This window comes from Ralstonia sp. RL (assembly GCF_001683835.1).
GTDB lineage: Bacteria > Pseudomonadota > Gammaproteobacteria > Burkholderiales > Burkholderiaceae > Ralstonia > Ralstonia mannitolilytica.
This window is the reverse complement of record NZ_LWRX01000133.1, coordinates 39496-54236: the sequence shown is the minus strand read 5'-3', so window position 1 is coordinate 54236 and position 14741 is coordinate 39496. Positions and strand designations below refer to the sequence as shown.

Here is a 14741-nt window from a genome sequence, read left to right as displayed (position 1 = left end):
GAACGACCTGCCCCGCTTCGATCCTCGCCCTGCTGAATGACGCCTCGCTGACAGTCAGTGCGTGAGCGCCATCTTGCGCGAGCGTCGGCGGGTGGCGGCCTGGCTTGACGTTCGCGCATCGAGCAGCGCGCGCAGTGTGACGCGGTGCGCGTTGTCTTCGTCACTGGCGGTGGTGCTGGCGTCGAAGGGCTCGTTGTCGTGGATGGTGGCGCGCACGATCGGGTAGATCTGCTTTTCCCATTTGCTGCCGTTGAACACGCCGTAGTGGCCCGCACCGGCCTGCACATGGTGTGTCTTCAGGTAGGGCGGCAGCCCCGAGCACAGATCCTGCGCGGCGACGGTCTGCCCGACCGCGCAGATGTCGTCCTTCTCGCCCTCGACCGTCAGCAGCGCGGTGCGATGGATCGCCGCCGGTTCGACCAGCCGACCGCCGACCATCAACTCGCCGCGCGGCAATGCGTATTGCTGAAACACCTTCTCGACCGTTTCCAGATAGAACTCGGCGGTGAGGTCGCACGTGGCGAGGTATTCGTCGTAGAAGGCGCGGATCGTGTCGGCCTTGGCCGGGTCGCCCTTGGCGCGCTGGTAATACATCTCTTCAAACGACTGCACGTGGCGTTCCGCATTCATCGACATGAACGCGCTCAACTGCACGAAGCCCGGATACACGCGGCGCTGCTCGCCAGCAAAGCCGGGCGGCACAACGCCGATCAGGTTCTTCTCGAACCATTCGATCGGTTTGCTGTTGGCCAACGCATTCACCGCGGTGGGGCCGACGCGGCAATCGATGGGGCCGGCCATGAGTGTGAGGCTGGCGGGCTGCGCGGGGTCGTTGTCGGCGGCCAGGAGCGAGACCGCCGAGAGCGCCGCCACGGTCGGCTGGCAGATGGCCAGTACGTGTGCGTCGGGGCCGATGTGGCGGATGAAATCGATCAGGTGGCCGACGTATTCATCGAAGCCGAAGCGCCCGGCTGACACCGGAATGTCGCGCGCGTTGTGCCAGTCCGTCACGTACACGTCGTGATCGGCCAGCATCGTGCGCAGCGTGCCGCGCAGTAGCGTGGCGAAGTGCCCGGACAAGGGCGCGGCAACCAGCACGCGCGGTTGCGGCGTGGGCGTGGTCTTGCGGAAGTGCACGAGGGTGCCGAACGGCGTTTGCATCGCGGTCTCTTCCACGACCGGCACCACGCGGCCGTCGACCTCGACGCTGTCGATACCGAACGATGGGCGGCGGTGCGTGATCGCGCTGCACTCCAGCAGTTCGAGCCACGCATCCACTGCCCGGGCAGTGGGATGCTCGGTCGACTGTGGCCACTGCGCCATCGCCAGCCGGGAGAACGAGGCCCATGCACGCGCGGGCCGCAGGCATTCGGACAGCCACTGGTAGAGGGGATACGCGAGCAGGTTCATGGCAGCTTCCGTGATGGCGTCGCAAGACACGTCAAGGCCGGTGGAACGAAGCAGGCAATACATGTGCCAACTCACATGCCGGTGGGCGCCAAACCGCATCCGCGCTGATGATGACTGGCACAGGCTTTGCGCGGCATCCATGCGGGGTGCGGCGTGGCACGCGTCTTTGCAGCGCGCGGGTGCAACCAGCGCACCGGCAAGGTGCCTGACGCCGGTCATGCACCTGATTGAAAAACGGGGACAACCGGGGACCGACATGAAATCCGTCGACCTGACAACGCTGACGATCAGCAGTCGCAACTATTCGTCGTGGTCGATGCGCGGCTGGCTGCTCGCCAAGCTCAGCGGCCTGCCTTTCGAGACGGTGAGCGTGCCGATCGACGCCTCATCGCGGGCGGAATTGCTGCTGCTGTCGCCGTCGATTCTCGTGCCGTGCCTCACGCACGAAGGCCGCAAGGTGTGGGACGTGCTGGCGATTGCCGAATACCTCAACGAACTCTCGCCCGAGGCCAAGCTGCTGCCCGCCGACCGACATGCCCGCGCGCATTGCCGATCGATCTGCGGTGAGATGCATTCGGGCTTCAGCGCGCTGCGCTCGGCGCTGCCGATGAACCTGCGCGCACATTTTCCGAACTTCCGCATCTGGTCCCGCGCGCAGCACGACATCGAGCGCATCACGCTCATCTGGCGCGAATGCCTCGCCCAGTACGGCGGCCCCTGGCTGTTTGGCGAGATCAGCATGGCCGACGCGATGTACGCGCCAGTCGTCATGCGATTCCTGACCTATGACGTCAAGCTCGATCCGGAGATTGCCGAGTACTGCCTGCGCGTGCTCGAGCACCCGCACGTCGCCGAATGGATTGCCGGGGCGAAGGCTGAGCAGGCAGATATCGATGAGCTGGATATGGAGTTTTAGGCGGGCGAGGGCGCCGAAGGACCGGCGTGACGATGGCCTGCCGATCAAATACCCGCCCCGCACCCGCGCGGATGGAACTAGCCCGCTGAATCCCAGAACCGCTCTGCACGGAACGGGCGAGCATCCACAGCCGGTGTTTCGCCCAGCATCATTTCCGCAATTAAGCGCCCGGTGATGGGCCCCAACGTCAAGCCGTGGTGTGCATGGCCGAACGCGAACCACATGTTTGCGTGGTGCGGCGCCGGTCCGATGATCGGCAGCATGTCGGGCGTGCAGGGGCGTGCGCCCATCCAGGGTTCCGCATCCACACGCTCGGCCAGCGGAAAGAGCTTGCGCGCCACGGGCTCGACGGCGTTGAGCTGCACGGGCGTCTTCGGTGCATCGCGGTGTGCGAGTTCCGCGCCCGTCGTCAGCCGGATGCCGCGCGCCATCGGTGCCAGCACATAACCGCCGTCCGCATCGAGCACGGGATGATTCAACTGCGCACCTTGCGCGGGTGCGTAGTGCATGTGGTACCCGCGCTTGACGGCCAGCGGAAGGCTGTAGCCCAGGCGCGAGGTGAGGACGTCCGCCCAGGGGCCCATGGCGATGACGACGTTGTCTGCGCGCAGCTCGCCTTCCTTGGTTTGCAACAGCCACGGGGCGTTGGGCGTCAGCGTGTTGGCATCGGCTTCAAACAGGCGGCCGCCGAGTTGCTCGAAATACCTTGCGTAGGCCGTGACCAGCGCGTTCGGGTCGCTCACGGAATCGGCTTCCGTATAACGCAGGCCGCCGAGCAGCGATGTGTCCAGATGCGGTTCAACGCTGCGCAGGCGCGCTGGGTCCAGCGCTTCAAAGGCGACGCCGTATTCGCGTTGCCAGCGCTCGACGTTGCGCGTTTCCTTGTCTTGCGTGGCGGCATTGCGGAAGACCTTGATCCAGCCGCTGGGCCGGATCAGATGCGTGGCGCCGGCGGCTTCGGCCAGCGCGCGGTGCTCGCTCACGCTGTGCGCGATCAGCGGCGCATACGCACGCGCAATCGCCGCGTGCCGCGTGGGGTGCGAGTTGCGCCAGTACTGCCACAGAAACGGCAGCAACCGGGGAAGGTCGCCCGGGTGGTAATGCACGTCCGCCGACGTGTTGCCCGCATAACGCAACAACGTCGACAGGTCGCGCGGAAACGCATACGGATACACCCCCTCGCGCTGGATCAGCCCGGCATTGCCGAACGACGTCTCAAAGCCCGGCGCACGGCGGTCGACCAGCGCGACGGCGTGCCCGCGTTTCTGCAGATGCACCGCCACCGATACGCCGACAATGCCGGCGCCCAGCACAAGGGTGTCAAACCGCATGGCGGTTGGCTCCTTAACCCTTGGCCAGCGCCGTGACGGCGATCTCCACATCGATGCCCGGGCGCATCAGGCCCGACTGCACGCAGGCGCGCGTCGGCGCGTGGCCGGCCGGCACCCACGCTTCCCACGCGGCGTTCAGCTCGGCGAAGTGCTTGGCGTCGGTCAGCCAGATGTTGGCGGAGATCAGACGCGTCTTGTCGACACCCGCTTCAGCCAGCAACGCGTCGATGCGCGCGAGGATGTTCTCGGTCTGCTCGGTGATCGACTTGAAGTCGCTGTCAGGCACTTGGCCGGCCAGATGCACGATGCCGTTGGCGATCACGATCTGGCTCATGCGGGCGTTGGTGTGGAGGCGTTGGATGTCGGTCATGTCGATTCGGGTGTGAACAAAAAAAAGCGAAAGAAGCGTCGATGGTAGCGCTCCTCACTGCGGCAGACGGTGTGGGCGCATATCGGCTTCCTGTGAGGTTGCAGCGAGTGTAAGGAGCCTCGTCGCACACATCGCATGCAAATGGTTCCGACCGGTATGCGCGGCGGACATGCTGGCGCTTGCCGGCGAATGCGCCCACATAAGGCGCCGATACAACACTCAGTGATTTCAACATCTGATTTAAGAACAACTAATCACCCGCAACCCCTTGCCGGCATTGGATCGGCCCAGTCATTGGCGACAATGTGCTGCCGCCCCCACTCTAGAGGGGGGCGCCCGCTTTGCCCCAATGACACAATCGCCGAAATTCAGAAATCCATGCCGCGCCCCGGCGCGCCGCATGGCGGACCCGGATGAGGAGCTTCATGCAAGGAAGTTGGATTGCGATATCGGCGGCGCGTGCGCGGGCGCATCGGCTGTATGGCGTTCGCGGCTGGCTGGTGACGCTGCTGTGGCTGAACACGCTGCCCGCGCTGGTGGCGGTGCTGGCGATGGCCATGGTCCTGATGTCGGGCGAGACGGGCGATGGCGCGGCGCGGTCGCTGCCGGCGCTGGCGGTGCTGGCGTTTCCGTTGGGGCTGGTGGTGGTGGCGTTCTTGCGTGTGCGCTGGTTTCCGTGGGTCTGGCTGGGATATTGCCTGCTGCAGTTGGCCGCCACGCTGGGCATGAGCGGTGGGCTCAAGGCGTGGGCCGCGCAGGCATCCGGTGCGACGTCGGCGGGATGGCCGCTTGCGCTGTTGCTGGCGGCGGAGGTGTTGGTGCCGATCGGGACGCTCGCGTATCTCGCCCGCTCCCGCCGCGTGCGCGTGAGGTATCGGCACGAGGTGCGCGCCAGCGATCCGGCCGCCGCGCCTGCCGTGTTCGACAGGCTGAACCCGAACGAAACGCCGTCTGACGCCACCGACCATGCGCGCGAACGCGCTGCGCTGCGCCGCGTGACGCAGGAACTCAGTTCCGGCGTGCTCGACACGCAAACCTGGATGCACGTGATGCGCCATCACGCGGAGGCCACCGATGCGGCGCGCACGACGGCGTATGTGCGGGCGCGCATGGCTGTGCTGTGTCCTCCGGCGCATGTGCATCCGCCGCTCGTACGCACACTCGCATCGGGTTTGGGCGCGCTGCTGGTCAGCCTGTTCGCAGCGGCTGCGTTGATGGCCGCAGTGATTGCGCTGGCGATGAGCGTGCCGGGCGAGGCGACCGCGCTGCTTGAGTTGCTCGTTGCCGTGGCGCTGACGTTGAGCTGGCTGGCCGGGCTGTTTGTGGGCGCGCGCTTCCTGCGCGCCTGAGGCTTAACGGTTGGCCGTTGGCGTGGACGTGGGCGTTGGTGGGGCCATCACGTGGTTCCAATCGCCGCCCACCGCCTTGACGAGAAACACGCTCGTCGTCATCTGCTGGCCGAGAATCTGCACCGCCGTGCGCTGGTTGTTCAACAGCGACTGCTGCGCGGTGATCACGTCCAACGACGTTGCCAGGCCGCCCTCATAGCGCGCGCTGGCAATGTCGTAGACCTTGCGGGCGCTTTCCACGGCGTGGCGCGCCTGGCTTGCGGCACGGTCCAGCGATTGCAGTCCGGCCAGACCATCTTCGACTTCCTGCAGCGCGCCCAGCACCGTCTGGCGGTAGTTCGCGATCGCACCTTGGTAGGCGGCGTTGGCAATGTCCACGCGCGCCCGCGTGCGACCGGCGTCAAACACGGTCTGGGCGATCTGCGTGCCGAACGACCACAGCAGCGTCGGCGCAGAAAACAGCAGCGCCAGATCGCGGCTTTCCCAACCGGCGCCGCCGCTGAGCATCACGCTCGGGAAGAACGCTGCGCGCGCCACGCCGACTTGCGCGTTGGCAGCGGCGGCCCCGCGTTCAGCGGCCGCCACGTCGGGGCGGCGTTCGATGACGTCGGACGGCAGCGCCACCGGAATCTGTGGCGCCGTGCCCTTGAGCGGGTTCGGGTCGAGATGGAAAGCAGGCGCCGGTGTGCCGACCAATGTGGCCAGCGCGTGCTCGTACTGCGCGCGTTGCTTGGTCAGCAGTTCGGCCTGCGTGGCGGTGCTGTCGACAAGCGCCTGTTGCTGCGCCAGATCGAGCCCCGATGCCACGCCGTCCTGATGCCGTGAGGTGACGAAATCGAGTGCCTTGCGCTGCAGCGCCAGCCCTTCCTGCACCACGGCGATTTCCGCATCGGTCTCGCGCAGGTTGTACCAGGTGGTGGCGACCTGCGCGGCCAGCAGCAGGCGGAAGTTCTCGGCATTGGCGCCGGCCTGCGCTTCGCTCGCCGCCGCGTTGGCGACGGTGTTGCGCACGCGGCCGAACAGATCCGCTTCGTAACTTACGTCGGCGCGCACCACGAAATCGCTTTGCACGGTCGACATGGTGGGGCTGGTGTACGACGAAAGCGGCCGCTCCGACGAGGTGCGCGTGCGCGTGTCGTTGTTGGTGGCCGTGATGGTCGGCAGCAGGCTGGCGCGTGCCACGCGCGTCTGCGCCTGTGCCTGCTCCAGGTTCGACAGCGCAACCTTGAGCGATTGGTTTTCCTGAAGCGCCTTTGTGATCAGCCTGTCGAGCTGTGGATCGTTGAAGCGCTGCCACCACGGTCCCTTGGGCGCTGCATCGGCGGGCTGCGCGGCGCGCCACGGTGCTTCGGTCTGCCAGTGCGCCGGCACGTCCATGGCGGGGCGCTCGTACGTCGGTGCCAGCGAACAGCCGGCCAGCGAGACGATCAGCGAAGCCGCCAGCGCGGCAGAGCGCAACCGCGGTCGACCCATCATGATGCGCGCGGCGCCGATGCCGCCGGTGCCGAAGCCGGTGCGGGCGTGACGATGGTCACCGCCTCGCCTTGCTCGATCGAATCGGCCGGGTTCAGGATCAGCGCGTCCGTCGCCTTCAGGCCCGAGACGATTTCCACCGTGCGGCCGTAGTCGCGCCCGATGGTGACGGGGCGCAGGTCGACGCGGCCGTTTTCTGCGATGGCGATGCGCGGGCCTTCCTTGCGGAAGAGCAGCGTGTTCGTCGGCACGAGGTAGGTGCCCTGCGCGCTGGCGCTCGCGCTCGCACTATCGCCGGACGATTTGCCCTTGATGGCGACCTGCACGTACGCACCCGGCAGCAGGCGGCCGTCCTTGTTGGGCAGCTGCACTTCCACCTGCATGGTGCGGGTCGTGGCGTCGATGGCGCCCGAGGCGCGAGCGATGGTGCCGTGGAAGGTCTGGCCGGGCAGCTCCGACAGCGTGACGGCCACGTCCTGCCCAACCTTCACCTGCTGCGAATACGCCTGCGGCACATACAGGTAGATGCGCAGCGGATCGGTCTGCGCCAGCGTGAACAGCTCGCGGTTGGCGCCCGCGTTGCCGGCATTGACCAGCGTGCCGACATCGACGTTGCGCTTGGTCACCACACCCGCAAACGGTGCCACCACGCGGCGGAAGCCTTGCAGCTCCTGCAGGCGGCGCACGTTGGCTTCGGCGGCGGCCAGGTCGGCCTGGGCCTGGTTGGCGGCGCTGGTGCGCTCGTCCAGTTCCTGTTGCGAGACGGCGTCTTTCTGGCGCAGGTTCTGCCAGCGCGTGAGCGACGTCTGCGCCAGCGCCTTGCGTGCGGCGGCCTGGTTGCGTGTGGCTTGTGCCTGGTTCAGTTCCTGGTCGACTTCGGGCGTGTCGAGCAGCGCCAGCACTTCGCCCTTGTCCACGTGGGCGCCGATGTCCTTGAACCAGCGCAGCACGTACCCGCTGGTGCGGGCATAGATCGGCGATTCAACGTAGCCCTGCAGCGTGCCCGGCAGCGTCAGCTCGCGGCTGGCGTTGGCCGGTTTGGGTGCAGTGGTGGTGACGTAGCGGCTGGTCTGCGCGCTCACCTGACGCTCCAGCGCATGCGCGTTGTAGTAGCGGCTGACCAGCGTGCGCCCAGCGCCCAGCGCCAGCAGAACCACCACGACGATCACGACCCAGCGTGCACGGCGCATGGCCGGCGCGCGGTCCACCTGTTCGATCGGGTCGACGGTGACGACGTGGTGCGGCGGGCCGTCCGCGGGATGCCCGGAATGCGCCCCAGGATGGGCACTGGATGTTTGCTCAGACATGTCCTTCGCTTCCCCGCAAATCGTCACTACGCCGGGCGGCGCGCCGCTGCAATCTGTTGTGCACGCTGGCAAACACCACCGGAACAAAGAAAAGGGTCGAGACGGTCGCGAACAGCAGACCGCCGATCACCGCGCGCCCCAGCGGTGCGTTCTGCTCTGCGCCCTCGCCGAGGCCCAACGCCATGGGCACCATGCCGATGATCATCGCCAGCGCCGTCATCAGCACCGGACGCAGGCGGGTGGCGCCGGCTTCGAGCGCGGCCTGCACCGGCGCAATGCCTTCGGCCAATCGCTCGCGCGCGAACGAGATCAACAGAATCGAGTTGGCGGTCGCCACGCCCATCGTCATGATCGCCCCCGTGAGCGACGGCACCGACAGCGTCGTTCCCGTCAGGAACAGCATCCACGCAATGCCGGCCAGCGCGGCGGGCAGGGCGGTCACGATGATGAGCGGGTCGATCCACGACTGGAAGTTCACCACGATCAGCAGGTACACCAGCACGATGGCCATGACGAGCCCGACGCCCAGGCCAAGGAACGACGATTCCATCGTGTTGACCTGACCGCGCACCGTGACCTGCGCGCCGCGTGGCAGCTTCGGGCGGATGTCGTCGACGGCCTTCTGCACTTCCTTGGCGACGGCGCCCAGGTCGCGGCCCTGCACGGCGGCATAGACGTCCACCACCGGCGTGATGTCGTAGTGCGACACCACTTGCGGCTGCACCGCGGGGCTCACCTGCACGAGGTTGCCCAGCAACTGCGGCCCGCCTGCCTGTGCGGCGCCACCGCGCGAGCTTGCCACCGGCGTGCGCAGCAGCGCGTCGAGCGAATCGACGCGGTACTGCGGGCTGGTGACGGCCACCTGGTACACCACACCGTTGATCGGGTTGAGCCAGAACGTGGGCGAGGTCTGGAAGCTTGAGCTGAGCGACACGAGCAGGTTCTGCGCCACGTCGCGCCCTTCCAGGCCGACCTGCTGGATGCGCGTGCGGTCCATGTTCAAGGCGAGCGTGGGTTGGTCGAAACGCTGGTGCACATGCGTATCCACCGCGCCAGGAATCTGCTTGATGCGGTTGGCCAGGATGCCCGCAAGCTGCTGGTTGGTCGCCACGTCGGCGCCGGAGAACTGCACGTCGATGGCCGACGGCAAACCAAAGTTCAGGATCTGGCTGACGATGTCTGCAGGCTGGAAGGCGAATTCCACGCCCGGAAAGCGCTTCGGTAATTCTTCGCGCAGGCGGCGGATGTATTCCGCGCTGGGTTTGCGTTCGCCCTCGTGCAGGGCGATGAGGATTTCACCGTCGAGCGTGCCGATGGTGCCCGCGTTGCTGTACGACAGGTTGATCCCCGAGTTCGGCACGCCCAGGTTGTCGAGGATGGTCGACAGCTCCTGCTTGGGAATGATCTCGCGGATGGCGGTTTCCACTTCATCGGCCAGCCGTGCGGTTTCTTCAATCCGCAGCCCCGACGGCGCGCGCATGTGCAGGCGGATCTGGCCGGCATCCACATCGGGGAAGAAGTCGCGCCCGAGCACGAGGTACAGGGCGCACGACGCCACGCAGAAGCCCAGGAACGACAGTGCGAACACGCGGCGGTATTCCAGCAGCCCGCCGAGGATGGCGGCGTAGTTGCCGCGCATGTGCTCGAACTGCGTGTTGAATGCCCGGTAGATGCGGCCGAACGTGCTCGGTTTTGCGCCGGCTTTCCGGGCGTCTTGCGTGTGGCCGGTCATGAGCATCATCACGAGTGTCGGCACCAGCGTGCGCGAAAGCACGTAGGAAGCCAGCATCGCAAAGATCACTGCTTCGGCCATCGGCACGAACAGGTAGCGCGCCACGCCCGTGAGGAAGAACATCGGCACGAAGACGATGCAGATGCAGAGGGTCGACACGAAGGCCGGCACGGCGATCTCGGCGGCGCCGTCGAGGATCGCGGTGATCGGTTCCTTGCCTTCGTGCAGGTGGCGCTCGATGTTCTCGATGGTGACAGTGGCGTCGTCCACGAGAATCCCGACCGCCAGCGCCAGGCCGCCCAGCGTCATCAGGTTGATGGTCTCGCCGATCAGGTGCAGCACGATGATGGACGACAGGATCGACAGCGGAATCGACACCGCAATGATGGCCGTGCTGCGCCAGTTGCCCAGGAACAGCAGGATCATCGCGGCCGTCAGGCATGCGGCGATCAGCGCCTCGCGGACCACGCCTTCAATGGCCGCCTTCACGAACAGCGACTGGTCGAACAGCGGCGTGATCTTCAGGTCTTGCGGCAACACGGCGGCCGCGGCCGGCAGGAGCTTGTAGATGTTGTTGACGATATCGAGCGTCGACGCGCCGCCGTTCTTCAGGATGGAGAGCAGCACGCCGCGCTGGCCGTCCTGGCGCACCACATTTGTCTGCGGCGAGAAGCCGTCGCGCACATTGGCCACGTCACCCAGATAGAGTGTGGCGCCGTTGCTCGTCTTGACCGGAATCGCATTGAGCGCGGCGATGCTGCCCGGCGTGCCGTTGAGCGTGACGCCGTATTCGGTGGCGTCGATCTTTTGCGTGCCGGCCGGCAGGATCAGGTTCTGCGCGCCCACGGCGTTGACGATATCCACGGGCGTCAGGCCCTGGGCCAGCAGCTTCTGCGTGTCGAGGTCGACCGTGATCTGCCGGCTCTTGCCGCCATACGGAAACGGCACGGCAATGCCCGGCACCGTGATCAGGCGCGGGCGCAGGAAGTTCACCGCCGCATCGTTGAGTTCCTGCTCCGACAGCGTGTTGCTCGACAGCCCCAGTTGCAGGATCGGAATGCTCGACGCCGAATACTTGATCACCAGCGGCGGCGTGGTGCCCGGCGGCAACTGCCGCACCTGCGCCTGCGTGCTCGCCACGATCTGCGCGAGTGCGGTCTGGATGTTGGCGTTGGGCTGGAAGAAGACCTTGATGATCGACACGCCGCCCAACGATTGCGACTCGATGTGCTCGATGTCGTTGACGGTGGTCGTCAGGCTGCGCTCCGTGACCGACACGATGCGGTCGGCCATCTCCTTGGCAGGCAGCCCGTTGTAGTTCCAGATAATGCTGGCGACCGGAATGTCGATTTCCGGAAAGATGTCCGTCGGCGTACGCATGAGCGTAAACGGCGTCGCCAGCAGGATCAGCAGGGCGAGGACGATGAACGTCAGCGGCCTTCGCAGCGCGAGTTGGACAATCCACATGGAGGCGTTTCAGAACTGCGGTGCGAGGCGTTAAGGGGCGCACACCGCTCGAACGGCGGCGACCCGTCATTCTATCGCCGGGGCCGTTCGGTCAGCATGTCGCTTTGTTCTGACTTTATTACATTGCATAACGGCCTGTGCCGCCGCAACTTGAGCGCACCGCAGTCCAGCCCGTACCGGCGCGCACGGGCTGAACGCTGCTTGGGCAGGAAGCCCTCAGCCGTTGACGATCTCACCCCCGTTCGGATGCAGCGTCTGGCCCGTCATATAGCTGGCGTCGGCCGACGCCAGGAAGATGTAGCACGGCGCCACCTCGTCGGGCTGGCCGGCGCGGCCGAGCGGTTCGTTGCTGCCGAATTTGGCGACATGCTCGGCATCGAAGGTGGACGGAATCAGCGGCGTCCAGATCGGGCCCGGCGCCACGGCGTTTACCAGGATGCCCTTCTCGGCGAGTTGCTGGGCCAGCGAGCGCGTGAACGCCAGGATCGCGCCCTTGGTGGCGGCGTAGTCGACCAGGTGCCCGCTGCCCCGGAACGCGGTGACCGACGTGGTGGTGATGATGCGCGCGCCTTCGTGCAGGTGCGGCAGCGCGGCCCGCAGCAGGTAAAACATCGCAAAGACGTTGGTGCGGAACGTGCGCTCGAGCTGCGCGGCGTCGATGTCGGCCAGGCTCTGCTGGGGGTGCTGCTCGGCGGCGTTGCTGACCACGATGTCGATCTTGCCGAACGTGGCCACCGCCTGCGTGACGACGGCGCGGGCGTGCGCTTCGTCGCCGAGGTCGCCGGCGATCGCTTCGCAGCGGCGGCCGGTGGCACGCACGAGGCGGCAGGTCTGGTTGGCGTCGTCGTGTTCGTCCAGGTACGCGATCAGCACGTCGGCGCCTTCCTTGGCAAAGCCGATGGCCACCGCGCGGCCGATGCCGCTGTCGCCGCCGGTGACGATGGCGACCTTGTCGGTGAGCTTGCCGCTGCCGACGTAGTGTTCCATTTCTGCGCGCGGGCGCGGCGTCATGTCGCTTTCGGTGCCGGGCTGGCGGTCCTGATGCTGTGGCGGTTGCTGCTGTGGTTGGTCAGGCATGGCGGTTCTCGATCGGTGGGTGGAACGGTCCTCCATCTTCAGCACACCGCATGCCATGGCGGGCGCATGTGGCGGGTGCTGCCCGGCACGCCGCTTGCTGGGCGGTGGAAGAGCAATCCACATCGACGGCAGGAGGTGCCATGGACGCGCTGCTGTTCCTGTTTGGCGAGGGCAAGGACCTCAACCCGCTGCAGACCGCCATGCGTGCCGTGGTGGTGTTCGCCATCGGCCTGGTGCTGGTGCGTCTGTCGGGCCGGCGGTCCTTCGGGCAGCGTGCGCCGTTCGATTTCGTTGTCGCCGTGCTGCTGGGTGCAACGCTGAGCCGCGCGATCGTGGGCGCGTCGCCGTTTGTGGCGACGTTGTCGGCGTCGCTCGCCCTCGTGGCGGTGCATCGGCTGCTTGGCTGGGCGTGCGTGCGGCTGCCCGGGCTGGACCGGATGATCGCGGGGCGCGAGCGGGAGGTCTATCGCGACGGCCGGTTCCAGCAGGACCAGATGGATGCGGCGCTGCTCACCGTTGGCGACATCGAAGAGACCGTGCGCCAGACGCTCGGCACGCGCACGCTCGACGACGTGCAGGCCGCCATCCTGGAGCGCAACGGCCAGGTCAGCCTGATCCGCAAGCGCCGTTGATCCGCACGACCGCACAACCCGCACACCACTGGACACTGGAGGCCACCATGCGAGAAAAGCAGCAGACCGAAAACCGTGGCGCAGAGAAGCGCCAGGCCGATTGGGAACAGGCCGAGTCGCACCGCAAGCCGGGCGAACGTCCCGCCGACGCCGCGCTGGGCCGCCCGGGGAGCACCGCGCCCAGACCGGAGAGCGTGCACGACACAGCGCGGCGCATCCGCCAGGGTGAAGTACCGCCCGGCGTCACGCGCGACAAGCTCCACGACCCCGGCCGGCAGACGCCCGAAGCGCCGCCCACCGACAACCGCAGCTGACCGCCATCGTGCCGGACGCGGACGACGCCCCGTGGTATCGCCGGCTGGGGCCCGGCTTCATTACCGGGGCGGCTGACGACGACCCGAGCGGCATTGCGACCTATGCGCAGGCCGGTGCGCAGTCCGGGACAAGCATGCTATGGACGCTGCTGCTCACGCTGCCGCTGATGATTGCGATCCAGCTCGTCAGCGCGCGGCTCGGGCGGGTGTCGGGCTCCGGCGTGGTGGCGAACATCCGCCGGCATCATTCGCCGTGGCTTGCGTATGCGTTCGTTGCGCTGGTCACGCTGGCCAACGTCATCAATGTCGGCGCCGATATCGCAGCCATGGGCGACAGCATCCGGCTGCTGCTGGGCGGCTCTACTGCCTTGTATGCGTGCGGGTTTGCCGTTGTCTCGCTCGTGCTGCAGGTATGGATGCCGTACCGCCGGTACGCGCGCTATCTGCAATGGGTCGCGCTGTCACTGCTCGCTTACGTGGCAACGGCGTTCGTGGTCAAGGTGGACTGGGCGCAGGCGCTGCACGACACGGTGGTGCCGAAGATGCGGTGGTCCAAGGACTACGTGATGACGCTGATTGCCGTGTTCGGCACGACCATCAGCCCGTACCTGTTTGTCTGGCAGGCCGCCGGGGAAGTCGAGGAGACGCGGCTGGCGGACGGCGAGCAACCGTTGAAGAAGGCGCCGTGGCAGGCCGAGGCTCAGCTGGCGCGCATCCGCCTCGATACGACGGTCGGCATGGCGGTCTCCGCGCTCATCGCGTTCTGCATCATGCTCACCGGCGCCTATGCGCTGCACACCCACGGCGTCACGCAGATCGAAACCTGCGCGCAGGCCGCCGAGGCGCTCAAGCCGGTCGCGGGCCGCTTTGCGCAGATGCTCTTTGCACTGGGTGTGGTCGGCACCGGCCTGCTTGCGGTGCCGGTGCTGGCGGGCTCCGCCGCATATGCCGCCGCAGAGGCGTTCCGATGGCGCAGGAGCCTGGAAGACCGGCCGGCCCGCGCGCCCAAGTTCTATCTGTTCCTGGCCCTGGTGATGCTGATGGGCACCGGCATGGTGTTCCTGCCGGTGGAACCCTTCAAGCTGCTCTATTGGGCCGCGGTGCTCAACGGGCTGGCCGCCACCCCGGTGATGGTCATGCTGCAGCTCATGTCGCGACGCAAGACCGTGATGGGGCCGTTTCGCAGTTCCCCGGCGCTGCACGGCACGGCGTGGGTCGCCACGATCTGCATGTGCGCCAGCACGCTGCTGTTCCTTGCACTGGCGGTACTGGGGGACTGACGGCCTTCGCACCCTCGCTGCGCCCGAGGCGACGCGGGCACTGCAGTTGCGTGTCATGAGCGTCCAATCATCCAACGAGGGGT

The 14741-nt window shown here is 66.8% G+C and carries 12 protein-coding genes; 5 read left to right on the top strand and 7 right to left on the bottom strand.

Going from position 1 to position 14741, the window contains the following annotated elements; genetic code table 11:
- Positions 1-54: 54 nt before the first annotated feature.
- Positions 55-1410: a polyhydroxyalkanoate depolymerase gene (locus A6M56_RS12985; protein ID WP_102079459.1), complete on the bottom strand. Its 1356-nt coding sequence runs from the start codon at positions 1408-1410 to the stop codon at positions 55-57.
- 256 nt (positions 1411-1666) lie between these two features.
- Between A6M56_RS12985 and A6M56_RS12980 the strand changes: the two genes are divergently transcribed.
- Positions 1667-2326 (top strand): glutathione S-transferase family protein, encoded by a 660-nt coding sequence (locus A6M56_RS12980; protein ID WP_045218977.1) that lies wholly within the window; start codon positions 1667-1669, stop codon positions 2324-2326.
- A 77-nt stretch (positions 2327-2403) separates the two neighbouring features.
- Here the strand turns inward: A6M56_RS12980 and A6M56_RS12975 are convergent, their stop codons facing one another.
- A complete protein-coding gene (locus tag A6M56_RS12975) occupies positions 2404-3657 on the bottom strand; it encodes an NAD(P)/FAD-dependent oxidoreductase (RefSeq protein WP_102079209.1) in 1254 nt (417 codons plus the stop codon).
- Between the two features lie 13 nt (positions 3658-3670).
- Positions 3671-4027: a RidA family protein gene (locus A6M56_RS12970; RefSeq protein ID WP_045218973.1), complete on the bottom strand. Its 357-nt coding sequence runs from the start codon at positions 4025-4027 to the stop codon at positions 3671-3673.
- Positions 4028-4452: 425 nt separating this feature from the next.
- Here A6M56_RS12970 and A6M56_RS12965 point away from each other — a divergent pair, with 425 nt between their 5' ends.
- Positions 4453-5376 carry a hypothetical protein gene (locus A6M56_RS12965; protein WP_286758154.1) on the top strand — a complete coding sequence of 308 codons (924 nt, stop codon included), beginning with the start codon at positions 4453-4455 and terminating at the stop codon, positions 5374-5376.
- A 3-nt stretch (positions 5377-5379) separates the two neighbouring features.
- Here the strand turns inward: A6M56_RS12965 and A6M56_RS12960 are convergent, their stop codons facing one another.
- From A6M56_RS12960 to A6M56_RS12945, 4 genes are all read right to left on the bottom strand, one after another.
- Positions 5380-6849, bottom strand: a complete 1470-nt coding sequence (locus tag A6M56_RS12960; RefSeq protein ID WP_180964204.1) for an efflux transporter outer membrane subunit — start codon at positions 6847-6849, stop codon at positions 5380-5382.
- Positions 6849-8156, bottom strand: coding sequence for an efflux RND transporter periplasmic adaptor subunit (locus tag A6M56_RS12955; RefSeq protein ID WP_102079212.1), 1308 nt, complete (start codon positions 8154-8156; stop codon positions 6849-6851). The genes A6M56_RS12960 and A6M56_RS12955 overlap by 1 nt, the downstream gene beginning before the upstream one ends.
- Positions 8149-11355 (bottom strand): efflux RND transporter permease subunit, encoded by a 3207-nt coding sequence (locus tag A6M56_RS12950; protein ID WP_102079213.1) that lies wholly within the window; start codon positions 11353-11355, stop codon positions 8149-8151. The genes A6M56_RS12955 and A6M56_RS12950 overlap by 8 nt, the downstream gene beginning before the upstream one ends.
- A gap of 216 nt (positions 11356-11571) precedes the next feature.
- On the bottom strand, positions 11572-12432 hold the full coding sequence (locus tag A6M56_RS12945) for an SDR family oxidoreductase (protein ID WP_045218962.1): 861 nt from the start codon (positions 12430-12432) through the stop codon (positions 11572-11574).
- Positions 12433-12572: 140 nt separating this feature from the next.
- Here A6M56_RS12945 and A6M56_RS12940 point away from each other — a divergent pair, with 140 nt between their 5' ends.
- Genes A6M56_RS12940 through A6M56_RS12930 form a run of 3 tightly spaced genes read left to right on the top strand, consistent with a single transcriptional unit; the run spans position 12573 to position 14658 of the window.
- Positions 12573-13064: a DUF421 domain-containing protein gene (locus A6M56_RS12940; RefSeq protein ID WP_062738033.1), complete on the top strand. Its 492-nt coding sequence runs from the start codon at positions 12573-12575 to the stop codon at positions 13062-13064.
- 47 nt (positions 13065-13111) lie between these two features.
- Entirely contained in the window at positions 13112-13378 is a 267-nt protein-coding gene (locus A6M56_RS12935) for a hypothetical protein (protein WP_045218958.1), read from the top strand.
- Between the two features lie 8 nt (positions 13379-13386).
- Positions 13387-14658, top strand: a complete 1272-nt coding sequence (locus tag A6M56_RS12930) for an Nramp family divalent metal transporter (protein WP_062738034.1) — start codon at positions 13387-13389, stop codon at positions 14656-14658.
- The last annotated feature ends 83 nt before the right edge of the window (positions 14659-14741 follow it).